Below are 21,533 nucleotides of genomic sequence, written 5' to 3'. Positions count from 1 at the left end.
GCTAGCGCAGGCGGGCTGCGATGCCAAGCGCGAAGCGTCAGAAGCGCCACCAGGGGCGCTTGACGACGACCGGCGCGCCCGCGGCTTCGGCCTGACCTTCGGCGCGCGCGGCGCGGAGTTCGGCATTGTGTGCCTCGATCTCGTCGCGGCGCCTGCGGCGGAGCGCGTCATAGCTCCAACGCGTGTGCCCATAGCCGAAGAGGCAGAGCAGACCACCCGCGATCGCCAGATTCTTCATCGCGGCCATCGCCTGCATGGGATCGGTGAAGTCGCGGTGGAAGAAGAGGATCGTCAGCAGCACGAAGCCCGCGAGCAGCAGCGAGAAAGCCCGCGCATAGATGCCGAGCGCGATGCAGACGCCCGCGACCAGCTCGAATAATCCGGTAGGAACGGCCAGCCAGCCGGGCAGGCCGGCGGCGGAGATCATCGCATTGGTATCGGTGACGTGGATCAGCTTGTTGATCCCCGACACGATAAAGATCAGCGCGATGAACAGGCGGCCGATGAAGACGGCGATCATGGACATAGGGCATCCTCCAACATGCGCCCCGTCCGCTTGTGCGGAAAGGACGCGCGAGAGGGCGCGGCGGTTCCGCGGATTTACAGCTTGGGCAGCGTGACGCCCTTCTGCCCCATATATTTGCCCGCGCGGTCGGCGTAGCTCGTCTCGCATGGCTCGTTGCCCTGCAGGAACAGGAACTGGCACGCGCCTTCATTGGCATAGATTTTCGCGGGCAGGGGGGTGGTGTTCGAAAACTCGAGCGTCACATGGCCTTCCCAGCCCGGTTCGAGGGGGGTGACGTTGACGATGATGCCGCAGCGCGCATAGGTCGACTTGCCGAGGCAGATGACGAGCACGTCGCGCGGAATGCGGAAATATTCGACCGTGCGCGCGAGCGCGAAGCTGTTCGGCGGGATGATGCAGACGTCGGTTTCGCGGTCGACGAAGCTGTTCGACGCGAAATCCTTGGGGTCCACGACCGCGCTGTCGACGTTGGTGAAAATCTTGAATTCGGGCGCGACGCGGGCGTCATAGCCGTAGGAGGAGAGGCCGTAGCTGATGCAGCCGTCGCGGCGCTGGGCCTCGACGAATGGCTCGATCATCCCCTGCGTCTGGGCGGCTTCGCGAATCCATTTGTCGGAAAGAATGCTCATACGGCTGTCTTGTCGGGCCCGCGTGTTTTGCGCAAGCCGATGTTTCAAACCGCGCCCCTGCGAAGGCAGGGGCCCATCACCCGCCGCTGCGATACCAGGCAAGCGTTGGCAGGATGTCGATCGGCTCGGAGATGGGCCCCTGCCTTCGCAGGGGCACAGCCGCCTAATCGATCAACCCAAGATCCTTCGGCCCGAAGGACGCGGGGAGCAGTTCGCTGAGCCGATAGCTCTTCACCGCACCGCCGTCGCCCGAAGCGCAGTGGATGAGGATGTCGGTCTTCGACCGCTCGGCGGCTTCATTCAATATCTGGCGGCAGCGGCCGCAGGGATGCACGGGATCGCTGCCGATCAGCGCGTCGCCGTCGGGACGCCCGCCGACGATCGCGACTTCGGCGAGCTCGCCGATCCAGCCCTCGTTCGCGATCTTCGCGACCGCGCTCGTCTCGGCGCAGAGGGTGAGCCCATAGCTTGCATTCTCGACATTGGCTCCGGTGACGACGTCGCCATTTTTGAGCAAAAGCGCGGCGCCGACATGAAAGCCCGAATAAGGCGCATAGGCGCGCGTCGCGGCATCGCGCGCGGCGTCGATCAGGGCGGCTTTTCCATCGCTCATCGCATCTCTCCTTTGGGACGCAGCACATTCCATCCGACCGTCCCGTCGGCGCCCGACACTCGAAGATAATGGTTCGCCTGCCACATCGTCCAGGGATGCGCGCCATAATCGGGCTCGAAGAAGTCGCTGCGCATCGCCGCGGTGCGGAAAATCGCCCCCGTCACGCCATAGTCGGCTTCGAACCCCGCGCTGGGCGCGATCAGGCTTTCCTGCCCCATATGCGCTTCGATCTGCGCGAGGAAGGTTGCGAGTTCAGAGCGCAGCAGCGCGCGCGTCGGGCGGTCGGGGCAGTGGTCATCGAAATCGAGCCAGACGACCGACGGCATCATGTCGGCGCGGCGGGGCACGTGGCGGATGAAGTTCGCGGCCTGGTCGGTCGCGAGGCCGCAGAGGCTGTAGCGATGGATGACCCCGACCGGAATCCCCGCCGCGCGTGCGCCCGCCAGATTGCGCTGGAACATCGGATCGACGTCCTTGTCGCCTGCCGTCGCCACCACATAGGCAAAATCGGCGCCCGCGGCCTTGATCGAGCCCCAGCGCACCTCGCCGTTGCTCGCGTCGATCGTCACCCCCTGGGTCGGGAAGAGTTCGCGCGACGGTGTCCAGCGTGACGCCCACCAGAGCGCGAGACCGGCAAGCAGGAACACCAGGACCAGCGCGCCGCCGATCCGGCGGAGGACGCGCACCGCCGCGCTGCGCCAATCGCGGGGCGGCGTGGCTGCCTTGCCTCTGCTGCGTGCCCCCGTCGCCATCGTCAGCCCTTGATGTGGAGGACGCAGATCAGCGTGAACAATCGGCGAGCGGTGTCGAAATCGACCGCGATCTTGCCGTCGAGCCGGTCCATCAGCATCTCGGCCGCTTCGTTGTGCAGCCCGCGCCGCGCCATATCGACGGTCTCGATCTGCTGCGCGGTCGCGGTCTTGATGGCCTGATAATAAGAGTCGCAGATCGCGAAATAATCGCGGATCGGGCGGCGGAAACGGCCGAGGCCGAGGATGATCGCCTCCAGCGGCGAATGATCCTCGCGGCTGAGCTCGAAGATCAGCCGGCCGTCCTCGACGCGCAGCCGCAGCCGATAGGGACCGGCATAGCCGTCGGGGTGGCCGCGCTGCGGAACGAAGCGGTTTTCCTCGAGGATATCGAAAATCGCGACGCGCCGTTCCTGCTCGACGTCGGGGTTGCGCCAGATGATCGAGCCCTCGTCGAGGTCGATCGAGATGATGCGCTGTTGGGAGGGGGCGGCGTCGGACATGCTGTCCGTGCTTCTACCTGCCGCGCCGCGAAGGGCAAGGGGGGCGGATGTCACCATCCTCTTAGTCCGTTCGTGTCGAGCGAAGTCGAGACACCCATCGAGCTTGCCCCACCCCGAGGGGTGTCTCGACTTCGCTCGACACGAACGGGTTTTTTTAGACTTATGCACAGACCGCCCACAGCAATAATGCAGAATGCACGATCATCCGTTGCGCAGGCTCAAGCGGCGGCGCATGATACCGCCCCATGCCCGAACTCGCCCTCTTTCCCACCCCGGCCGCAACCGGGGAAGACCGCCAATTGCCCCGTAATATCGAGGCTGAGGCCGCGTTTCTCGGCGCGATCCTGATCGACAATCGAGTCGTCGAGGATCTGCCCGTCGCGCTGACCCCCGATCACTTCTTCGAGCCGCTCCACGGCCGCATCTTTCAGCAGACGATGGCGCTGATCGAGCGCAACAGCATCGCGACCCCGGTGACGCTCAAGCCTTTCTTCGAAGCCGACGAGGCGATGAAGGCGGTCGGCGGGGTCGGCTATCTCGCGCAGCTCACCGGCAGCGGCGCCGGGCTGATCGGCGCGCGCGATTTCGCGCGGCAGATTTTCGACCTCGCGCTGCTGCGCGAACTCGTCGGCGTCGGCCGCACCCTTGTCGATAGCGCGCTCGACACGAGCGAAAGCGTCGATCCGCAGGCGCAGATCGAGGAAGCCGAAACCGCGCTCTACCGCGTTGCGGGCGGCGAGGCCGAAATGGGGACGGTCAAGAGCTTCAACGCCGCGAGCCTCACCGCGCTGCAGGCGGCCGAGCGCGCGCTCAATTCGGGCGGGCACCTGTCGGGGATCACCACCGGCATCGGCAGCATGAACGCCAAGATCGGCGGCATGCATAACAGCGACTTGATGATCCTCGCGGGCCGTCCGGGCATGGGCAAGACCTCGCTCGCGACCAACATCGCCTATAATGCCGCCGAGCGTTTCCGCCGCGACGAAGAAGACGGCATCCCGCCCGAAAAGAATATGGGCGCGAAGGTTGCCTTCTTCAGCCTCGAAATGTCTGCCGACCAGCTCGCGACGCGTGTCCTCGCCGAGCAATCGGGGGTATCGGGCGAAGCGCTGCGCATGGGCAAGATCAGCAAGGAGCAGTTCCAGCAATTGAGCCGCGCCGCGCAGGCGCTCCAGACGCTGCCCCTGTTCATCGACGACACGCCGGGGCTGACGATCGCGGGCCTGCGCACCCGCGCGCGGCGGTTGCAGCGGCGCCACGGCATCGGCTTCATCATCGTCGATTATCTCCAGCTTCTTCAGGGCTCGTCGCGGAGCGGCGATAATCGCGTGCAGGAAATTTCCGAAATCTCGCGTGGATTGAAGACATTGGCGAAGGAACTTAATGTTCCGGTCATGGCGCTCTCGCAGCTCAGTCGTCAGGTCGAAAGCCGCGAGGACAAGCGGCCGCAGCTTTCCGACCTGCGCGAATCGGGCTCGATCGAGCAGGACGCCGACATGGTGCTCTTCGTGTTCCGTGAGGATTATTATGTCGCGGCGCGCGAGCCCAAGCGCCCGGTCGAGGGCGACGACGTCAAGATTCACGCCGCGCACGAGGAATGGGCGGCCGAGATGGAGCGCGTCTTCGGCTTGGCCGAAGTCATCGTCGCCAAATCGCGTCACGGCTCGACCGGCAAGGTGCGCCTGCACTTCGAGGCGAAGACGACGAAGTTCAGCGATCTCGCCGACGAGAGCCAGGCCTATGCGGATTATGAATAAATAACGTCGCCCCAGCGAAAGCTGGGGCGACGAATAGTCAGAACGCCGGATCGTTCGCCGGATCGTCGTCGATCGGCGTCACCGCGGTGTGGATACCGCATTCGGTCTTGTCCCAGCCGCGCCAGCGGCCCGCGCGGGGATCTTCGCCGGGCTTGACCTTCGAGGTGCAGGGCGAGCAGCCGATCGAGGGATAGCCCTCGGCCTCGAGCGGGTGGCGTGGCAGGTCGTGCGCCGCGAAATAGGCGTCGAGGTCTTCGCGCGTCCAGTTGGCGAGCGGGTTGAACTTCAGGCGTCCGGTGCCGCCGTCGAGCTCGAAGCGCGGCAGGCCGGTGCGGGTCGACGCCTGGAAACCCTTGCGGCCGGTGATCGACGTGTCGAAATCGGTCAGCGCCTTTTCGAGCGGCTTGACCTTGCGAATCTCGCAGCAGCCGTCGGGGTCGTAGGACCAGCGCAGCTCGGTCGCATCCTTCGCCGCGAGTTCGTCCGGATCGGGCGTGACAGTGACCAGATTGAGCCCGAGCTTCGCTGCCAGTTCGTCGCGATAGGCGAGCGTTTCGGGAAAATGCTTGCCGGTGTCGAGGAACAGCACCGGCATATCGGGGGCGGCGCGCGTCACGAGGTGCAGCAGCACCGCGCTCTCGGCGCCGAAGCTCGACACGATCGCGGTGTCGCCGAGCAGCCCCGCGCCGATCACGCTCGCGACCGCTTCCGCCGCATCCTGGCCGCGGAACAGATTGTTGAGGCGGATGACGTCGGCCTGCGTGAAGCGTGGCGCCACGTCGATCCGGTCGCGGGTGCGGTCTTCGGGCAGGGCCTTCACCTCAGCCATGCCTCAGCTTCCAGATCGGCACGGCGCCGTCGGCGGCGTGCTGATACACGTTCGCATAGCGGCTGAGCGATGCGTCGACGTCGGCGCGGTTCAGCCCCGCCTGCGGCGCGAAGCTGTCGAAGCCGCAGCGGCGCATGAAGAAGACGAGGTCGACGAGCACATCGCCCTCGGCGCGCAGTTCACCCTCATAGCCCGCCTCGCGCAGAATGCGCGCCGACGTGAAACAGCGGCCGTCGCGAAAGCGCGGGATGCCGATCTCGACCAGCTTGACGCGGGCGAGGTGCGGGATCAGCTGGCGCGGATCGTCGCCCGCCTCGATGCGGACGGCGCTGGCGCTATCCTGTTCGAGAAAGGCGTCGAGCGAGACCGCGGGCTCCTCGATCGGGTCGTCGTTCCGGAAACGCAGCGCATCAGCCATAAATAGCCTCCTTGAAGGCGTCGAAGCCGACGCGGCGATAGGTGTCGAGAAAGCGCTCGCCGGGATCGCGGAGCGTGCGATAACATTCGACCGCGCGCTCGACCGCGTCGACGACGCCGTCCTCGTCGAAGCCGGGGCCGGTGATCTTGGCCTGCGTCGTATCCTCCGCGCCCGAACCGCCGAGCAGGAGTTGGTAATTCTCGGTCCCCTTGCGGTCGACGCCGAGGATGCCGATGTGCCCGGCATGGTGGTGGCCGCAGGCGTTGATGCACCCCGAAATCTTGATCTTGAGCTCGCCGAGGTCGCGCTGACGGTCCATGTCCGCGAAACGCTGCTGAATCTTCTGTGCGACCGGGATCGAGCGCGCATTGGCGAGGGTGCAATAATCGAGACCGGGGCAGGCGATGACGTCGGTGACGAGGTCGAGGTTCGCGTCGGCGAGCTTCGCCTCGCGCAGCGCTTCCCATACCGCGTAGAGGTCGACCTTGCGGACATGCGGCAGGACGAGGTTCTGCGCGTGGGTCACACGGACGTCGTCGAAGCTGTAGCGCTCGGCAAGGTCGGCGACGACCTCCATCTGTTCGGCGGTGACGTCGCCTCCGATGCCGCCGATCGGCTTCAGGCTGATGTTGGCGATCGCATAGCCCGGCGCCTTGTGCGCGATGACCTGCTGATCGACCCACAGGGCGAAGTCGGGGTCCGACCGGTCGATCTCCTCGGACAGGCCCGTCTCGAACGGCGGCGGGGTGAAATAGGCCGCGATGCGGTCATATTCGGCCTGCGGGAAATCGGTGCCGAGGGTCAGGAAATGTTGGAACGCTTCCTCGACCTGGCGGCGGAATTCTTCTTCGCCCAGATCGTGGACGAGGATTTTCATCCGCTGCTTGTGGATATTGTCGCGCCGCGCATGGAGGTTCCATACACGCAGGATCGCCTGGATGTACGAGAAGATCTGCGCCGCCGGGCAGAAGTCGCGAATCTTGTAGGCGATGAAGGGGGTGCGCCCCATGCCGCCGCCGGCATAGACCTCAAAGCCTTCCTCGCCCGCTTCGTTGCGCACGATGCGCAGTGCGCAGTCGTGCCAGCGCAGCGCCGCGCGGTCGGCGGGCGACGAGATGACGCAGATCTTGAACTTGCGCGGCAAATAGCTGAATTCGGGGTGAAAGCTCGTCGCCTGCCGCAGCAACTCGGCCCAGGGACGCGGGTCGCAGATCTCGTCGGCGGCGGCGCCCGCATATTGGTCGGCGGAGATGTTGCGGATGCTCTCGCCGCTGGTCTGGATCGCGTGCATCTCGACCGTCGCCAGCTCGGCGAGGATGTCGGGTGCCTCCTCCAGCTTGATCCAGTGATATTGGAGATTCTGCCGCGTCGTGAAATGGCCGTAGCCGCGATCATATTTGCGCGCGATCTCGGCGAGCTTGCGAAGCTGGCGCGAATCGAGCGTGCCATAGGGAATGGCGACGCGCAGCATATAGGCGTGAAGCTGAAGATAGAGGCCGTTCTTGAGCCGCAGCGGCTTGAACTGGTCGTCGTTCATGTCGCCGGCGATGCGGCGGCGGACCTGGTCGCGGAAATCCTCGACGCGGGCATCGACCATCGCTTGGTCGTACTGGTCATATTTATACATGTCAGATCACCCATTCGCCGGACGCGGGGTCGGCGGGTTTCAGGGAAAGGTCGGGGCGCACGGTCGGGCCGAGCGCGCGGATGCGGTCCTTGATGTGCGCCGGGCGCGGGCCCTTCGGCGTTTCGTCGGCGTTGATGATATAACCACCGTTGACGCGGCGTGCGCCGTCCTCGGCGGTGAGGATCGCCTCGCCATGCTCGCCGACGTCGGCGGCGTCCTCGACATGGATCGACCAGCCGCGGCCGGTCCACCAGATGACGGCGCCTGTTTTCAGGTCGTTGCCGGTTATGATTCGCATGACATATCCTTCAGAGCAGTCGAAATTCCAGGGGCGCCGAGGCAGTCGAGCGCATCGGCGCGCGCCGCGACCTTGCCGACGATGATCAGCGCGGGGCTGGCCACCCGCTCGCGCGCGACGAGGTCGCCGAGGTCGGTGAGTAGGGTGCGCAGCACGCGCGCGTCGGCGCTGGTACCGCGCTCGACTACCGCCACGGGAAGCCCGGGCGAAACGCCGTCGGCGATCAGCTTGTCGGCGATGGCGGAGGCCGTCGCGAGCCCCATGTAGATGACGAGCGTGCGGCCGTGCCCCGCGAGTCCCGACCAGTCCTGATCGCTCAGATCCTTGCACTGGCCCGCGACGAAGCTCACCGCGCTCGCATCCTCGCGGTGGGTGAGGGGAAGGCCCGCCTGCGCGGCGCAGCCCGCGGCGGCGGTGATGCCGGGGACGACCTCGCAGTCGACGCCTGCGGCACGCGCCGCGTCGAGTTCCTCGCCGCCGCGCCCGAAGATAAAGGGATCGCCGCCCTTCAGCCGCACGACCTGCTTGCCGGCGCGCGCCTCGCGGACGATCAGTTCGTTGATAAGCTCCTGCTTCATCGTGTGGCGGCTGCGCTGCTTGGCGACGCTGATGCGCTCGACATGCGCCGGGATCAGCGCGAGCACGCCTTCGCCGACCAGCCCGTCATGAACGACCAGATCGGCGCTTTGGATAAGCCGCGCGGCGCGCAGCGTCAGCAGGTCGGGGTCGCCGGGACCGGCGCCGACGAGCCACAGCTTGCCCGCGGGAGGGAGAGTCTTTGCCATGCAGCGTAGATGCTGCCGCGCGGCCCGAATGGCAAAACAGGCTTTATTGACGGCGATGAAGCAAAATTTGCCGGGGTCAGAGAAAGTTTTTTCGCACCAACTGCGACCCTTCGGGATCGCGCAGGCCGACGCCGATCGAGGCGCGCATCGCGTCGCTTTCGCTGCTTGCGACCGGATAGGCGCAATAGTCGGCGGCGTAGAAGGCGCTCGGGCGGTGGTTGCCCGACAGGCCGATGCCGCCGAAGGGGGCGGCCGACGAGGCGCCGTTGGTCGGGCGGTTCCAGTTGATCACCCCGGCGCGGGCATTGGCCCAGAACTGGTCGTAAAGCTGCGGGGTGCCGCCGATCAGCGACGCGGAGAGGCCGAAGGCAGTATTATTCGCTTCGGCGATCGCGGCCTCGAAGCTGTCGACGCGGATGACCTGGAGCAGCGGGCCGAACAGCTCGATATCGGGGCGCTCGGGCATCGCGGTGACGTCGATGATGCCGGGGGTCAGGAAGGGCCGGCCGGCCACCGGGCGCGTCATGTGGCGGATTACCTGGCCGCCGTTCGACATCAGGACGAGGAAGCTCTCGGTCAGGCCGTCGGCCGCCTCATTGTCGATCACCGGCCCCATATAGGGCGCGGGGTCGGCGTGCGGATGGTCGACGATCAGCCGGTTCGCGAGCGTCTTCACTTCATCCAGCAGCCGGTCGGCCAGGCTGTCCTTGACGATCAGGCGGCGCGCATTGCTGCACCGCTGCCCGGCGCTGAGGAAGGCTGACTGGACCACCAAAATGGCGGCGGTGGCGATGTCGGCGGTGTCCCAGACGACGATCGGGTTGTTGCCGCCCATTTCGAGCGCGACGATCTTGCCCGGCTGGCTCGCGAACTGGCGGTTGATCGCGATGCCGGTGCGCGCCGAGCCGGTGAAGAGCAGGCCGTCGAGCCCGGCATGGCCCGCGAGCGCCTTGCCCGTATCGGGGCCGCCGACGACGAGCCGCAGCACCTCCTGCGGCACCCCCGCGCTGTGGAACAGCTCGACCAGCTTGGCGCCGGTCGCCGGGGTCTTTTCGGAGGGCTTGAACAGCACCGAATTGCCCGCGAGCAGCGCGGGGACGATATGGCCGTTCGGCAGGTGCGCCGGGAAATTATAGGGGCCGAGCACCGCGAGCGTGCCGTGCGGTTTGTGACGCACCGCGCTCCGCAGCCCCATCGCGCCCTCGATCCGGCGGTTGGGGGTGCGCTCGGCATAGGCCTTGATCGAGATGTCGACCTTGTTCGCGACCGATTCGACCTCGGTGCGCGCTTCCCACAGCGGCTTGCCCGTCTCGCGCGCGATGAGGTCGGCGAGGGTGTCGGCCTCGGCTTTGACCCGGTCGGAGAAGCGGCGGAGCGTTTCGGATCGGAAGGTGAGGGCCTTTGCCGCCCATTCGGGCCAGGCGCGCCGCGCGATTTCGACCTCCAGGTCGACGTCACTGACCGCGCCGCGCCACAGCTCGTTTCCGGTCGCGGGTTCAAAGGAAAGCAGCTCTTCGCTCATGGTCCTGCGCCTCTTATCGGCGAAAGCCGGTGGCGGCAACCGGCTGGCCCGCAACATCCTGATCCATTTGGGTTCGAGCGGGCAGGGAGAATGAGGGAGACGATCGAGCGCGATGGCTTGCGCCCCCGCGCCGGTTGGCGATAGACGGGGCGGACACGGAGCCAAGGGGACGGTCGATTACGGTCAGACAGGATAGCGGGCGCGAATGGGACGACCATTATTGGTGGTCGCACGACGGCGTCCGGCTGCACGCGCGCATCTATCCGGGGCCCGAAGCGGCCGCCGCTGCGCCGCCGATCCTGTGCCTGCCCGGCCTCGCCCGCAATGCCCGCGATTTCGAGGCGCTGGCGCCGCATATGGCGGCGCGGCGGCGCGTGATCGTCATCGAGTTCCGTGGTCGCGGCGAAAGCGCTTTTGCCAAGGACCCGATGACCTATGTGCCACTGACCTATGTGCAAGACGTCGTCGCGCTGCTCGACGAGCTGGCGATCGGACGCTGCGTCACCGTCGGCACTTCGCTCGGCGGGCTCGTCTCGATGCTGCTCGCGGCGACGCAGCCGGGGTGCGTCACCGGCGCGCTGCTCAACGATGTCGGGCCCGAACTCGAACAGGCTGGGCTTGAGCGCATCCGCGACTATATCGGCACCGGCGGCAGCCAGCCGACCTGGGTTCATGCGGCGCGCGCGGTGGCGGAGCTCAATGCGGCGGTCTATCCGGGCTACAGCATCCACGACTGGCTGCGCTTCACCAAGCGCACCCACCGGCTGACGCCCGAAGGGCGGATCGTCGCCGATTACGACAAGCAGATCGCGGCGCCGCTGCGCGTGCCGAACGGCGGCGATGCCGGGGTCGATCTGTGGCCCGCCTATCGCGCGTTCGGCGATGCGCCCGTGCTGGTTCTGCGCGGGCAATTGTCCGACATATTGTCGGCGGCTGCGGCGCAAAAGATGGCGAAGGACCTGCCGCACGCGCGGCTCGTCGAGGTTCGCGGGGTCGGCCATGCGCCGACGATGGACGAGGCCGAGGCGCGTGCCGCGATCGACGCGTGGATCGCCGAGCTTCCGGCGGCGTGAGCGACCCGCCGCCGCCCCAACGCGACCGGCCGGTCCGCATCCTGCACCTTCATTCGAGCTTTTCGCTCGGCGGCAAGGAAGCGCGCGCGGTGCGGCTGATGAACCTGATGGGCGGGCGGGCGCATCACACGATCCTGTCGGCCGTGCCCGAAGCGCTCGGCGCGCGCGATGCGATCGATGCCGATATCGTCGTCGATTTCCCGCAGGATGCTCCGCCGCTGCATGGCAAGCCGTCGCCGGGGCGCTACCGCGATCTGGTGCGCTATATGCGGAATTTCGATCTGGTGCTGAGCTATAATTGGGGCGCCATGGACGGGGTGATGGCGCGCCGCCTCTTGGCCTCGCGCGACATGCCCGCACTGATTCATCACGAGGATGGCTTCAACGAGGATGAAAGCGTCCGGCGCAATTGGAAACGCAATCTTTTCCGGCGCGTCGGGCTGCGCACCGCGGCGGCGGTCGTCGTGCCGTCGATGCTGCTTCAGCGGATCGCGACCGACGAATGGCACGCGGGATCGCGCGCCCGGCTGATCCGCAACGGCATCGACGTCGCCGCCTATGCCGCCGGACCGTCGATCCCGATTCCGGGCTTCGAGCGCCGCGACGGCGAGGTGGTGATCGGCACCGTCGCGGGGCTGCGCAGGGTCAAGGACCTGCCGCGGCTGGTGCGCGCGGTGGCGGCGCTGCCGCCGACCGTCCGGCTCGTGATCGTCGGCGAGGGGCCGGAACGGGGCGCGATCGCCGCCGAAGCGGCCGCCTGCGGGTTGGCCGACCGGCTGGTGATGCCGGGCTTCATGGCCGAACCCGCGCGCTGGATCGGGCAATTCGACCTGCTCGCGCTGTCGTCGCGCAGCGAACAGGCGCCGATCGCGGTGATCGAGGCGATGGCGGCGGGGCTTCCCGTCGTCAGCCCCGATGTCGGCGATGTCGCGGCGATGGTTGCGGAGGCGAACCGGCCGTACATCGCCACAGGCGAGCAGGCGTTCCGCGCGGCGCTGGCAAGGATGACGGCGGATGCGGCGCTTCGCGCGCGGGTCGGGCGGGAAAACCGCGATGTCGCGGCCGAACGCTTCGACGAATCAAGGATGGTCGGCGCCTATGAAAAGCTCTATGCTCGCGCGCTTGACGGATATGGCCTGTTCAGCGGTCGCTGGATCGGCGTCGATTGACAAAAGTCGCCGTTTTCCGCTTACGGAAACGGCATATGGGGGCCGCGGCGTGGGTGCGCCGCGGTGGAGAGAAAGAGGTTTATAGTGTTCAAAGGTTTGAAGCCCATTCTTTACGGGGGGCGTGAAGTGTGGCCGCTGGTCGAGGGGGGCAAGGGCGTCTCGGCAACCAACCATATGTCGAGCGGCGCCTGGGCGGCGGCGGGCGGGATCGGCACCGTGTCCGCGGTCAACGCCGACAGCTACGATGCCGACGGCAAGATCATTCCGCAAATCTATCGCGCGCTGACCCGCAAGGAACGCCACGAGGAACTGGTCCAATATGCGATCGACGGCGCGGTCGAGCAGGTGCGGCGCGCCTATGACATCGCGAGCGGCAAGGGCGCGATCAATATCAACGTCCTGTGGGAAATGGGCGGCGCGCAGCAGGTGCTTGAAGGCGTGCTCGAAAAGACGAAGGGGCTCGTCACCGGCGTCACCTGCGGCGCGGGGATGCCCTACAAGCTCAGCGAGATCGCGGCGCGGCACAATGTGAACTATCTGCCGATCATCTCGTCGGCGCGTGCCTTTCGCGCGCTGTGGAAGCGCGCCTATCATAAGGTCGCCGACCTGATGGCGGCGGTGGTTTACGAGGATCCCTGGCTCGCGGGCGGGCACAACGGCCTGTCGAACGCCGAAGATCCGCTGAAGCCCGAGGATCCCTATCCGCGCGTCAAGGCGCTGCGCGATACGATGCGCGCCGAGGGAATTTCCGACGATGTGCCGATCGTGATGGCGGGCGGCGTCTGGTATCTGCGCGACTGGGAGCATTGGATCGACAATCCCGAACTCGGCCAGATCGTCTTTCAATACGGCACCCGCCCGCTGCTGACCGAGGAAAGCCCGATCCCGCAGGGTTGGAAGGACCGCCTCCGCACCCTCGACGAGGGCGACGTGCTGCTCCACCGCTTTTCGCCCACCGGCTTTTATTCCAGCGCGGTGCGTAACCCCTTCCTGCGCGACCTCGAAGCGCGATCCGAACGCCAGATTCCATACTCGAAGCAGGAAGCGGGCGACCATGTCGTCCAGCTCGACGTCGGGGTGAAGGGCAAGAATTTCTGGGTTACCCCGCACGATCGCGACCGCGCGCGCGACTGGGTGGCCGAAGGCTATACCGAAGCGCTCAAGACCCCCGACAACACCGTCGTTTTCGTCACCGAGGCCGACAAGGGCATAATCCGCAAGGACCAGGCCGATTGCATGGGCTGCCTGTCGCACTGCGGTTTCTCGTCGTGGAAAGACCATGACGATTATTCGACCGGCTATCTCGCCGACCCGCGCAGCTTCTGCATCCAGAAGACGCTGCAGGACATTGCGCACGATGGGGACGTCGAACAGAATTTGATGTTCGCCGGCCACGCCGCGTTCAACTTCAAGACCGATCCCTTTTATTCGAACAACTTCACCCCGACGGTGAAGCAGCTCGTCGACCGGATTCTGACGGGGGATTAAATACACGCCGTCATTGCTTCGCTGCGCTCGCAATGACGGTGCCTCATGAAGCTTCGTCATTGCGAGGAGCGCAGCGACGAAGCAATCCAGAGCGGCCGAGCGCAACGCTGGCGATTCAGACCCACCCCTCCAGCACCTGATCGGGCGGCCTGTGCCCGTCGCACCATGCGCGGATGTTGGCGATCACCTTCTCGCCCGATGCTTCGCGTCCCTCGATGGTCGCCGAGGCGAGGTGCGGGAGGAGCACGGCATTGTCGAGCGCGAGCAGGTCGGGATCGACCACGGGTTCCTGCGCATACACGTCGAGCCCGGCGCCCGCGATACGGCGGGTTTTGAGCGCCGCGATCAGCGCCTTTTCGTCGATGATCTCGCCGCGCGCGGTGTTGATGAGGTAAGCGGTCGGCTTCATCGCCGCGATGCGCGCGGCGTTGATCATCTCGTGTGTCTCGCTCGTGTGCGGGCAATGGATTGTCACCACGTCGCTGATCCGGAGCAGCGTGTCGACGCTCGCATGATAGCTCGCGCCCAGTTCCTCCTCGATCGCTTGCGGAAGGCGGCGGCGGTTGTGGTAGTGGATCGACAGGCCGAAGGCGCGCGCGCGCTGCGCCACGGCAAGTCCGATACGCCCCATGCCGATGATGCCGAGGAGCTTGCCGCCGACGCGGTGGCCCAGCATCGTGCTTGGCGCCCAGCCCTCCCATTTGCCCGATCGCATCAATTTCTCGCCCTCGGCGAGGCGTCGCGGAACCGACAGGATCAGCGCCATCGTCATGTCGGCGGTATCCTCGGTGAACACGCCCGGCGTGTTCGCGACCATGATCCCCTTCGCGCGCGCGGCTGACAGGTCGATATGATCGACCCCGGCGCCGAAATTGGCGATCAGCTTCAGCCGCTCGCCCGCCGCGGCCAGGATTTCGGCGTCGATCTCGTCGGTCACCGTCGGTACCAGCACGTCGCAATCGGCGACCGCGGCCTTCAATTCCTCGCGGGTGAAGGCACGGTCGAACGCCGACAGCGCGACGTCGAAAAGCTCGGCCATGCGCGCCTCGACATGCGGCATCAACTGGCGGGTGACGATGACGCGCGGGCGTTTCGGACGGGATGAATCGGGCATGGCGCCGATAGAGCGCGGCGCGGCTGCGGGGTCAAGGGGCGCGGCGCGGGGAGGCTGTGGACGAACGCTGCTCCGATCGCGGCGAGCGGTTGAAATGATGCGCCGATTTTGACAAGGCTGAAGCATGACCATCCGCCAGATTCTCGCCGCAGCCGCGCTGCTTGCCGTCGTGGGACCGGCAACCGCGCAATCCGATGTCGAACTGCCCTATTGGGCCTCGATCAGCGTCGACGAGGCGCGGATGCGCAAGGGGCCGTCGCCCGACGTTCCGGTGCTCTGGGAATATCGGCGCAAGGATCTGCCGGTGCGGGTGATCGCGCGCTTCGAGACCTGGCGCAAGATCGAGGATCCCGACGGCACGCAGGGCTGGATGGCGGCGCGATTGCTCAGCCGGACGCGCACCGCGATCGTCACCGGCGGCATCCGCCCGATGCGCGATGAGCCCAATGTTTCGGCCGCGGTCGCCTATCGCGCCGAGCCGGGCGTCGTCGGCCGCATCACCGATTGCAAGAACGGCTGGTGCCGGTTCGACGTCGGCGGCCGCAAGGGCTGGATCGAAACCGACCATATCTGGGGCGACTGAATTCCAGAGCGATTGAACAGTCGGCGGCTCATGGTCACCGGTCATTAATCAAATTTTATGGGCGTCGGGCTATGGGCTCGAAACATGGCTGACGCGGCGTCCCAGGAAACGGTATCGCAAGGTTTCGATGACGCCTCCTGGCTGCTTATCGGCCTTTGCTTCGCGCTCGTGGTCGGCTTCCAGATACGTGCTCCCTTCGCCTTTTCCATGAACGGGGTCGCCAGTTCGGCGGCAATGATCGCGATGCTGGGGGCGGCTAATCTTTTCTACACACGCTATCGCGTTCGCCCGGCGTTCGCGGCGCTCATCACCTGCGTCCTGCAAATCATTCTCTTTTCCATGGCGGGCGCAGTCCTCAGCTACATGGTCGCGGCGCATGGCGGGCCGTTGTGGGACGAAAGCTTTCGGCGCTGGGATCTGTCGTTGGGGCTCGACTGGTTGGCCTATGTGCGCTGGGTGAACGATCATCCGTCGATCGGCGGGCTCTATCGCTACGCTTATATGACCATGGTGCCGCAATTGCTGGTTCTGGTCCTGGCACTTTCCATTGCCGGCAGATGGCGGGCCATGCGGATCGTGATCTGCGCCGCGATCCTGTCGGGGGCCTGTGCGGTACTGATTTCGGGGCTGACGCCGGCGATCAGCAATTATGTCCACCTTGGTCTTACTCCCGACGATCTGCCGAACCTCCACCCCGCGGCGGCCTATCTGCACCAGGCCGATTTCATCGGGCTGCGCGACGGCAGCCTGCGCCGGATCGATATCGCCACCCTTCAGGGCATCATCACCTTTCCCAGCTATCATGCCGCACTCGGTACGATCTTTATCTGGGGTTTTACGCGCCTCGGGCCTGTCGGCTGGATAGGGGCGGGGTGGGCCGGATTGATGCTGCTTGCGACGCCGGTCGACGGGGCTCATTATTTCGTCGACGTGTTCGCGGGGATTGCTCTGGCGGCGGCGGCCATGGCATTGGCCCGCATATTGGTGAGTCGGCCGTGGATATCGTCGATCGCCCGGGCGCTGCGCCGGCCTGCCGCCATGCCTTCGGCGCTGCCGGCCTGAGGGACGTCATTCCGGCACGCGAAAAGGCCGGACGGTCGCCCATCCGGCCTTTCCCTCGATTTCCGGTCGGGATTTACCGCCAGCGGAACTCGTTGCGATAGACCTTCACCACCTTGCCGGTCCGCACGTTGACGAGCAGCAGGTCGTTATAGTGGCGGACATAGGTCAGCCCGCGACCCGCACGCGGCACGCCCCAGCGGCTGTCCCAGGTCGGGCGATAGGCCGGCGCATAGTAGGTAGAGCGGAGCGTCTGACCGACGCGGAACTGCTGATATTTGAACGGCGCGCGATAATTCTGGTAGCGTGCGTCGCGGCGCCAGTCACGGGCGTCCTGGCGATATTCGCGCTTGGAATCGCGCACGTCCTTGCGCGCGTCGCGCACATCGCGGTGGTCGCCGTAACGCTGCGCGTTGCGGAGGTCGCGCTGGTCCTGACGGATGTCCTGCCGGTCGCGGCGGAGTTCGCCGGTCTGGGCCTGCGCGGCGGCCGGAATCATCATCGCGGCGATCAGGCCGGCGGTGAGAAAGTTCATCTTCTTCATGGTGCCATTCCTTTGCATCGTCAGGGGGAGGGGGATCTGCCCGATGACTGGGAACGGTCTATGCGATTCGATTTGAACCGAAGCGGAATGCGGCGTTTATTTTGAGGTCATGAGTGTCGCAATCTGTCGCGCCCATAACGACGAAAGGGCGCCGTCTTGCGACGGCGCCCCGGAACTTTTGTCGGTAAGCGGATTTAGACCAGCTCGACCGCGACCGCCGTCGCTTCGCCGCCGCCGATGCACAGGCTCGCGATGCCGCGCGTCTTGCCGTGGCGCTGGAGCGCGGCGATCAGCGTCGTGATGATGCGCGTGCCGCTGGCACCGATCGGGTGGCCGAGCGCGGTCGCGCCGCCGTGAACGTTGATCCTGTCGTGCGGGATGCCGAGGTCGTGCATCGCGAACATCGCGACGCAGGCGAAGGCTTCGTTGACCTCGAACAGGTCGACGTCGCCGATCGACCAGCCGGCCTTCGCCAGCACCTTGTTGATCGCGCCGACCGGGGCGATGGTGAAATCCTTGGGCTCCTGCGCGTGCGCGGCGTGGGCGACGAGCTTCGCGACCGGCTTTGCCCCTTTCGCTTCCGCGACCGACTGACGCGTCAGCACCACGGCGGCGGCGCCGTCGGAGATCGACGAGCTGGTCGCGGCAGTGATTGTGCCGTCCTTGGCGAAGGCGGGGCGCAGCGTCGGGATCTTGTCGGGGTTGCCCTTGCCGGGCTGTTCGTCGGTGTCGATGACGACCTCGCCCTTGCGCGTGGTCAGCGTCACCGGCGTGATCTCCGCGGCAAAGGCGCCGTCGGCGATCGCCGCCTGCGCGCGCTTCAGCGATTCGATCGCATAATCGTCCTGTGCCTCGCGGCCGAGCTGGTAGGCGTCGGCGGTATCCTGCGCGAAGGTGCCCATCGCGCGGCCCGCCTCATAGGCGTCCTCCAGCCCGTCGAGGAACATATGGTCATAGGCGGTGTCGTGCCCGATGCGAGCGCCGGACCGGTGCTTCTTGAGCAGATAGGGCGCATTGGTCATCGATTCCATGCCGCCCGCGACGGCCAGATCGATGCTGCCCGCGGCGAGCGCTTCGGCGGTCATGATGACGGTCTGCATCCCCGAACCGCACACCTTGTTGACGGTCGTCGCCTGCACCGATTTGGGCAGCCCGGCCTTGATCGCGGCCTGCCGCGCCGGCGCCTGACCGAGCCCCGCGGGCAGCACGCAGCCCATATAGATACGCTCGATATCGTCGCCCTTGACGCCCGCGCGTTCGACCGCGGCCTTGACCGCGGTGGCGCCGAGATCGGTCGCGCTCGCGTCCGACAGCACGCCCTGCATACCGCCCATCGGGGTGCGGGCATAGGACAGGAAAACGACGGGATCGGTGGCGGTCATGGCGGGAGACTCCGTAAGGGAAAGAGAGGTCGGGAGTCGGATTAGCCGAAATGCTGCACCTGCGAAAGGGGGCAGCGGCTTTCGTTGCAGGCCCCTGGGCTACGGGAAGGAGATTATGTCGTCAGCTGGGCTCTGCGCCCGTTTCAACCATAACCTCCGCCAAAATCCGCAGCCCGATGCATATCCTCCAATATACCGGGGTATCGGACTTGTTGCCAATGGACCGCATTTAACAGGTCTTAACTATCCTATGCTTACGGGAACTGAACGCAATATTCTGAAAGAGCCATGATGCTGGACGATCTCGAGCGTATTACGAAGCTGTGGAAAGACGGTGCGCTTACCGACGCCGAGTTTGACGCTCAGAAAGCCAGGCTATTGGCTTCCTCGTCGGCGCCGGCCGTCGCAAGCGACGATGCCGACTGGGATCAGGGGGGCGAGCCCAAGGCGAGCAGGATGATGTCGTACGCCGCCTATGCCCTCATCGTGGCGGCTGCCGGTGGCGCTGCGGTTCTGGCCTATGACTACACTAGTAACGACAAGCAGATGATCGCGTCGATCGCGAAGGACGGTGCGGCGGCAGACAGCGAAAAGGCCGCAACGGGCGCCGAAGAGATTTCGGACGAACCACCGGCGGACGAGGTCGAGCAGGCGAAGCCCGAGGCTCCCGCCAAACCGTTCGTCGGCCATCTTACCTGCACGATGAATGGTCAGAGGTATCTCGTCTACACCTGCCTGGTCGGGAAAAACGGGATGCCGGGTGGATCGCTGAAGATCAGAACGCGAAATGGGGTCAAGCAATATACCGAGAACGACATAATCTCGACCATGCAGAGGGACGAGATGATCTTCGACCTGACGAATATGTTCGAAGTCAACATACAGGCAGGCGGCGATGAATATATGACCCTCAGGTTCGACGTGAAGCAAGGCGGGAACGCGGTATATTCGGATGAAACCACGGGATATGGTGTTATCAACATATCGGGTTGATGCGGGGGGCTTCGATCCCGCCCACGCCGGGCTTTCGCGCCCCTGATCGTCTCCGCGCGCCCCAAAGGTCCGCGTGTCCCAAAGGAAAGCGCTCACGGTCGCCATTCTGGTAGGGAGGCGCCCGCTTTTCTGCCCGTTCTTTTGCTGATGCGCGCGCGAAGCGGGTTTCATCTTGCAACGTGCTCACGGCCATGATCAAACAGCGCCCGCAAACCATAGGGGAGACGGGTCATGGCCACCGCCATCAAGCAGGACATCGCCGGCGAAACGGCGCGCATGGATGAAGTGCTCGCGGCGCAGAGGGCGAGCTTCACCGCCGCCATGCCCGAAAGCCTGGGGGTGCGGACCGACCGGCTCGACCGCGCGATTGCGCTGCTTGTCGATCATGCCGAGGATTTCGCCAAGGCGGTGAGCGAGGATTTCGGGCATCGCAGCCGCGACCAGACGCTGATGACCGACATCATGCCTTCGGTCAGCGCGCTCAAACATGCGAAGAAGCATCTGGCGGCCTGGTCGCGGGGCGAGAAGCGCAAGCCCACCTTTCCGCTCGGCCTGCTCGGGGCGAAGGCCGAGGTCGTCTATCAGCCGAAGGGCGTCGTCGGGGTCGTCGCGCCGTGGAACTTCCCCGTCGGCATGGTCTTCGTGCCGATGGCGGGCATTCTCGCCGCGGGTAACCGCGCGATGATCAAGCCCAGCGAGTTCACCGAAAATGTGTCGGCGCTGATGGCGCGCCTCGTCCCCGACTATTTCGACGAGAGCGAAATGGCGGTGTTCACCGGCGACGCCGAGGTCGGAATTGCCTTCTCGAAGCTCGCCTTCGACCATCTGATCTTCACCGGCGCGACGGGCGTCGGTCGGCATATCATGCGCGCCGCCGCCGATAATCTCGTTCCGGTGACGCTGGAGCTGGGGGGCAAGTCGCCGACCTTCATCGGGCGCAGCGCGAACAAGGATCTCGTCGGCCAGCGCGTCGCGCTCGGCAAGATGATGAATGCGGGGCAGATCTGCCTCGCGCCCGATTACCTTCTCGTTGCCGAGGATCAGGAAGGCGAGGTGATCGACAGCGTCAGCAAGGGCGTCGCGGCGCTCTATCCGACGCTGCTCAAGAACGACGATTATACGTCGGTCGTGAACGGGCGGAATTTCGACCGGCTGCAGGGCTATCTCGCCGACGCGCGCGAAAAGGGCGCCGAGGTGATCGAGGTCAATCCGGCGGGCGAGGATTTCGCGAGCGCCAACGGTCACAAGATGCCGCTCCATATTGTCCGCGGCGCCACCGACGAGATGAAGGTGATGCAGGAGGAGATTTTCGGCCCGATCCTGCCGGTGAAGACCTACAAGTCGATCGACGAGGCGATCGACTATGTGAACGGCCACGACCGCCCGCTCGGCCTCTATTATTTCGGGCAGGACAAGAGCGAGGAGGAGCGCGTGCTGACGCGCACCATCTCGGGCGGCGTGACCGTCAACGACGTGCTGTTTCACAACGCGATGGAGGATTTGCCCTTCGGCGGAGTCGGGCCGTCGGGGATGGGCAATTACCATGGGATCGACGGCTTCCGCACCTTCAGCCACGCACGCGCCGTCTATCGCCAGCCCAAGATCGACGTCGCGGGGCTCGCGGGTTTCAAGCCGCCCTATGGCAAGGCGACGGCGAAGACGCTGGCGAAGGAACTCAAGAAATAGCTTGGCAAGGGCAGGGGCGGCGCATTAGGGCACGCTCCGTCTTGATTGCGACCACCGGTCGCATAAAGATGCCTAGCGCCTGATGGATCAGGCGCGGGGGCCCCTGTGGTGAAATTGGTAGACGCGCTCGACTCAAAATCGAGTTCCGCAAGGAGTGCTGGTTCGAGTCCGGCCAGGGGCACCATT

The 21,533-nt window shown here is 65.6% G+C and carries 22 protein-coding genes and 1 tRNA gene; 9 read left to right on the top strand and 14 right to left on the bottom strand.

What is annotated here, in order from left to right; genetic code table 11:
- Nucleotides 1-37: 37 nt before the first annotated feature.
- From NP825_RS10025 to NP825_RS10005, 5 genes are all read right to left on the bottom strand, one after another.
- Complete coding sequence (locus NP825_RS10025) at nt 38-526, bottom strand: DoxX family protein (protein ID WP_257551074.1); 489 nt, start codon at nt 524-526, stop codon at nt 38-40.
- 74 nt (nt 527-600) lie between these two features.
- A complete protein-coding gene (dcd, locus tag NP825_RS10020; protein WP_257551071.1) occupies nt 601-1,155 on the bottom strand; it encodes a dCTP deaminase in 555 nt (184 codons plus the stop codon).
- Nucleotides 1,156-1,318: 163 nt separating this feature from the next.
- Nucleotides 1,319-1,768, bottom strand: a complete 450-nt coding sequence (locus NP825_RS10015; protein WP_257551069.1) for a cytidine deaminase — start codon at nt 1,766-1,768, stop codon at nt 1,319-1,321.
- Nucleotides 1,765-2,520, bottom strand: a complete 756-nt coding sequence (locus NP825_RS10010; protein WP_257551067.1) for a glycoside hydrolase family 25 protein — start codon at nt 2,518-2,520, stop codon at nt 1,765-1,767. The genes NP825_RS10015 and NP825_RS10010 overlap by 4 nt, the downstream gene beginning before the upstream one ends.
- Nucleotides 2,521-2,522: 2 nt before the next feature.
- A complete protein-coding gene (locus tag NP825_RS10005; RefSeq protein WP_257551063.1) occupies nt 2,523-3,020 on the bottom strand; it encodes a UPF0262 family protein in 498 nt (165 codons plus the stop codon).
- 245 nt (nt 3,021-3,265) lie between these two features.
- Here NP825_RS10005 and NP825_RS10000 point away from each other — a divergent pair, with 245 nt between their 5' ends.
- Nucleotides 3,266-4,777: a replicative DNA helicase gene (locus tag NP825_RS10000; protein ID WP_257551061.1), complete on the top strand. Its 1,512-nt coding sequence runs from the start codon at nt 3,266-3,268 to the stop codon at nt 4,775-4,777.
- A gap of 37 nt (nt 4,778-4,814) precedes the next feature.
- On the opposite strand, the gene NP825_RS09995 is transcribed toward NP825_RS10000, so the two are convergent.
- The 6 genes from NP825_RS09995 to astD all read right to left on the bottom strand — a co-directional run bounded on the left by NP825_RS09995 (nt 4,815) and on the right by astD (nt 10,256).
- Nucleotides 4,815-5,606, bottom strand: a complete 792-nt coding sequence (locus NP825_RS09995; protein WP_257551059.1) for a phosphoadenylyl-sulfate reductase — start codon at nt 5,604-5,606, stop codon at nt 4,815-4,817.
- Nucleotides 5,599-6,024 carry a DUF934 domain-containing protein gene (locus NP825_RS09990; protein ID WP_257551056.1) on the bottom strand — a complete coding sequence of 142 codons (426 nt, stop codon included), beginning with the start codon at nt 6,022-6,024 and terminating at the stop codon, nt 5,599-5,601. Before NP825_RS09990 ends, NP825_RS09995 begins: the two co-directional genes overlap by 8 nt.
- Nucleotides 6,017-7,651, bottom strand: a complete 1,635-nt coding sequence (locus NP825_RS09985) for a nitrite/sulfite reductase (protein WP_257551054.1) — start codon at nt 7,649-7,651, stop codon at nt 6,017-6,019. Before NP825_RS09985 ends, NP825_RS09990 begins: the two co-directional genes overlap by 8 nt.
- Nucleotide 7,652: 1 nt before the next feature.
- The gene (locus NP825_RS09980; protein WP_257551052.1) at nt 7,653-7,949 is read right to left on the bottom strand and encodes a DUF2849 domain-containing protein; all 297 of its coding nucleotides are present in this window, start codon (nt 7,947-7,949) and stop codon (nt 7,653-7,655) included.
- Nucleotides 7,937-8,734, bottom strand: a complete 798-nt coding sequence (gene cobA, locus NP825_RS09975) for a uroporphyrinogen-III C-methyltransferase (RefSeq protein WP_257551050.1) — start codon at nt 8,732-8,734, stop codon at nt 7,937-7,939. The genes NP825_RS09980 and cobA overlap by 13 nt, the downstream gene beginning before the upstream one ends.
- A 76-nt stretch (nt 8,735-8,810) precedes the next feature.
- Nucleotides 8,811-10,256 carry a succinylglutamate-semialdehyde dehydrogenase gene (gene astD, locus NP825_RS09970; protein WP_257551047.1) on the bottom strand — a complete coding sequence of 482 codons (1,446 nt, stop codon included), beginning with the start codon at nt 10,254-10,256 and terminating at the stop codon, nt 8,811-8,813.
- Between the two features lie 176 nt (nt 10,257-10,432).
- Between astD and NP825_RS09965 the strand changes: the two genes are divergently transcribed.
- From NP825_RS09965 to NP825_RS09955, 3 genes are all read left to right on the top strand, one after another.
- Nucleotides 10,433-11,329 carry an alpha/beta fold hydrolase gene (locus NP825_RS09965; RefSeq protein WP_257551373.1) on the top strand — a complete coding sequence of 299 codons (897 nt, stop codon included), beginning with the start codon at nt 10,433-10,435 and terminating at the stop codon, nt 11,327-11,329.
- Entirely contained in the window at nt 11,326-12,498 is a 1,173-nt protein-coding gene (locus NP825_RS09960) for a glycosyltransferase family 4 protein (protein ID WP_257551045.1), read from the top strand. The genes NP825_RS09965 and NP825_RS09960 overlap by 4 nt, the downstream gene beginning before the upstream one ends.
- 84 nt (nt 12,499-12,582) lie before the next feature.
- Nucleotides 12,583-13,986 carry a nitronate monooxygenase family protein gene (locus NP825_RS09955; RefSeq protein ID WP_257551043.1) on the top strand — a complete coding sequence of 468 codons (1,404 nt, stop codon included), beginning with the start codon at nt 12,583-12,585 and terminating at the stop codon, nt 13,984-13,986.
- A 115-nt stretch (nt 13,987-14,101) separates the two neighbouring features.
- Here the strand turns inward: NP825_RS09955 and NP825_RS09950 are convergent, their stop codons facing one another.
- Nucleotides 14,102-15,100: a D-glycerate dehydrogenase gene (locus NP825_RS09950; protein WP_257551033.1), complete on the bottom strand. Its 999-nt coding sequence runs from the start codon at nt 15,098-15,100 to the stop codon at nt 14,102-14,104.
- Nucleotides 15,101-15,224: 124 nt separating this feature from the next.
- On the opposite strand from NP825_RS09950, the gene NP825_RS09945 reads away from it, so the two are divergent.
- Together NP825_RS09945 and NP825_RS09940 are read left to right on the top strand one after the other, a co-directional pair.
- Nucleotides 15,225-15,683: an SH3 domain-containing protein gene (locus NP825_RS09945; RefSeq protein ID WP_257551032.1), complete on the top strand. Its 459-nt coding sequence runs from the start codon at nt 15,225-15,227 to the stop codon at nt 15,681-15,683.
- 84 nt (nt 15,684-15,767) lie between these two features.
- Entirely contained in the window at nt 15,768-16,745 is a 978-nt protein-coding gene (locus NP825_RS09940) for a phosphatase PAP2 family protein (RefSeq protein ID WP_257551031.1), read from the top strand.
- Between the two features lie 73 nt (nt 16,746-16,818).
- Here NP825_RS09940 and NP825_RS09935 read toward each other — a convergent pair whose 3' ends face one another.
- Together NP825_RS09935 and NP825_RS09930 are read right to left on the bottom strand one after the other, a co-directional pair.
- Entirely contained in the window at nt 16,819-17,286 is a 468-nt protein-coding gene (locus tag NP825_RS09935) for an RcnB family protein (RefSeq protein ID WP_257551029.1), read from the bottom strand.
- Nucleotides 17,287-17,480: 194 nt separating this feature from the next.
- Complete coding sequence (locus NP825_RS09930; protein ID WP_257551027.1) at nt 17,481-18,668, bottom strand: acetyl-CoA C-acyltransferase; 1,188 nt, start codon at nt 18,666-18,668, stop codon at nt 17,481-17,483.
- 291 nt (nt 18,669-18,959) lie between these two features.
- Between NP825_RS09930 and NP825_RS09925 the strand changes: the two genes are divergently transcribed.
- The 3 genes from NP825_RS09925 (at nt 18,960) to NP825_RS09915 (ending at nt 21,531) form a co-directional block, all read left to right on the top strand.
- Nucleotides 18,960-19,661 carry an SHOCT domain-containing protein gene (locus NP825_RS09925; RefSeq protein ID WP_257551025.1) on the top strand — a complete coding sequence of 234 codons (702 nt, stop codon included), beginning with the start codon at nt 18,960-18,962 and terminating at the stop codon, nt 19,659-19,661.
- 231 nt (nt 19,662-19,892) lie between these two features.
- A complete protein-coding gene (locus tag NP825_RS09920; RefSeq protein WP_257551023.1) occupies nt 19,893-21,347 on the top strand; it encodes a coniferyl aldehyde dehydrogenase in 1,455 nt (484 codons plus the stop codon).
- A gap of 99 nt (nt 21,348-21,446) precedes the next feature.
- A tRNA-Leu gene (locus NP825_RS09915) sits at nt 21,447-21,531 on the top strand.
- The last annotated feature ends 2 nt before the right edge of the window (nt 21,532-21,533 follow it).

It is taken from the genome of Sphingopyxis sp. DBS4, assembly GCF_024628865.1.
Taxonomy (GTDB): Bacteria; Pseudomonadota; Alphaproteobacteria; order Sphingomonadales; family Sphingomonadaceae; genus Sphingopyxis.
This window is presented reverse-complemented; position numbering and strand designations above follow the sequence as displayed.

What these genes read in the sequence shown, in the direction of transcription:
- NP825_RS09935 (WP_257551029.1), bottom strand. Translation starts at nt 17,286, where the DNA reads ATGAAGAAGATGAACTTTCTCACCGCCGGCCTGATCGCCGCGATGATG.
- NP825_RS10010 (WP_257551067.1), bottom strand. Translation starts at nt 2,520, where the DNA reads ATGGCGACGGGGGCACGCAGCAGAGGCAAGGCAGCCACGCCGCCCCGC.
- cobA (WP_257551050.1), bottom strand. Translation starts at nt 8,734, where the DNA reads ATGGCAAAGACTCTCCCTCCCGCGGGCAAGCTGTGGCTCGTCGGCGCC.
- NP825_RS10025 (WP_257551074.1), bottom strand. Translation starts at nt 526, where the DNA reads ATGTCCATGATCGCCGTCTTCATCGGCCGCCTGTTCATCGCGCTGATC.
- NP825_RS09925 (WP_257551025.1), top strand. Translation starts at nt 18,960, where the DNA reads ATGCTGGACGATCTCGAGCGTATTACGAAGCTGTGGAAAGACGGTGCG.
- NP825_RS09980 (WP_257551052.1), bottom strand. Translation starts at nt 7,949, where the DNA reads ATGCGAATCATAACCGGCAACGACCTGAAAACAGGCGCCGTCATCTGG.
- NP825_RS09945 (WP_257551032.1), top strand. Translation starts at nt 15,225, where the DNA reads ATGACCATCCGCCAGATTCTCGCCGCAGCCGCGCTGCTTGCCGTCGTG.
- astD (WP_257551047.1), bottom strand. Translation starts at nt 10,256, where the DNA reads ATGAGCGAAGAGCTGCTTTCCTTTGAACCCGCGACCGGAAACGAGCTG.
- NP825_RS10015 (WP_257551069.1), bottom strand. Translation starts at nt 1,768, where the DNA reads ATGAGCGATGGAAAAGCCGCCCTGATCGACGCCGCGCGCGATGCCGCG.
- NP825_RS09940 (WP_257551031.1), top strand. Translation starts at nt 15,768, where the DNA reads ATGGCTGACGCGGCGTCCCAGGAAACGGTATCGCAAGGTTTCGATGAC.
- NP825_RS09930 (WP_257551027.1), bottom strand. Translation starts at nt 18,668, where the DNA reads ATGACCGCCACCGATCCCGTCGTTTTCCTGTCCTATGCCCGCACCCCG.
- NP825_RS09950 (WP_257551033.1), bottom strand. Translation starts at nt 15,100, where the DNA reads ATGCCCGATTCATCCCGTCCGAAACGCCCGCGCGTCATCGTCACCCGC.
- NP825_RS09920 (WP_257551023.1), top strand. Translation starts at nt 19,893, where the DNA reads ATGGCCACCGCCATCAAGCAGGACATCGCCGGCGAAACGGCGCGCATG.
- NP825_RS10005 (WP_257551063.1), bottom strand. Translation starts at nt 3,020, where the DNA reads ATGTCCGACGCCGCCCCCTCCCAACAGCGCATCATCTCGATCGACCTC.
- NP825_RS09995 (WP_257551059.1), bottom strand. Translation starts at nt 5,606, where the DNA reads ATGGCTGAGGTGAAGGCCCTGCCCGAAGACCGCACCCGCGACCGGATC.
- NP825_RS09990 (WP_257551056.1), bottom strand. Translation starts at nt 6,024, where the DNA reads ATGGCTGATGCGCTGCGTTTCCGGAACGACGACCCGATCGAGGAGCCC.
- NP825_RS09985 (WP_257551054.1), bottom strand. Translation starts at nt 7,651, where the DNA reads ATGTATAAATATGACCAGTACGACCAAGCGATGGTCGATGCCCGCGTC.
- dcd (WP_257551071.1), bottom strand. Translation starts at nt 1,155, where the DNA reads ATGAGCATTCTTTCCGACAAATGGATTCGCGAAGCCGCCCAGACGCAG.
- NP825_RS10000 (WP_257551061.1), top strand. Translation starts at nt 3,266, where the DNA reads ATGCCCGAACTCGCCCTCTTTCCCACCCCGGCCGCAACCGGGGAAGAC.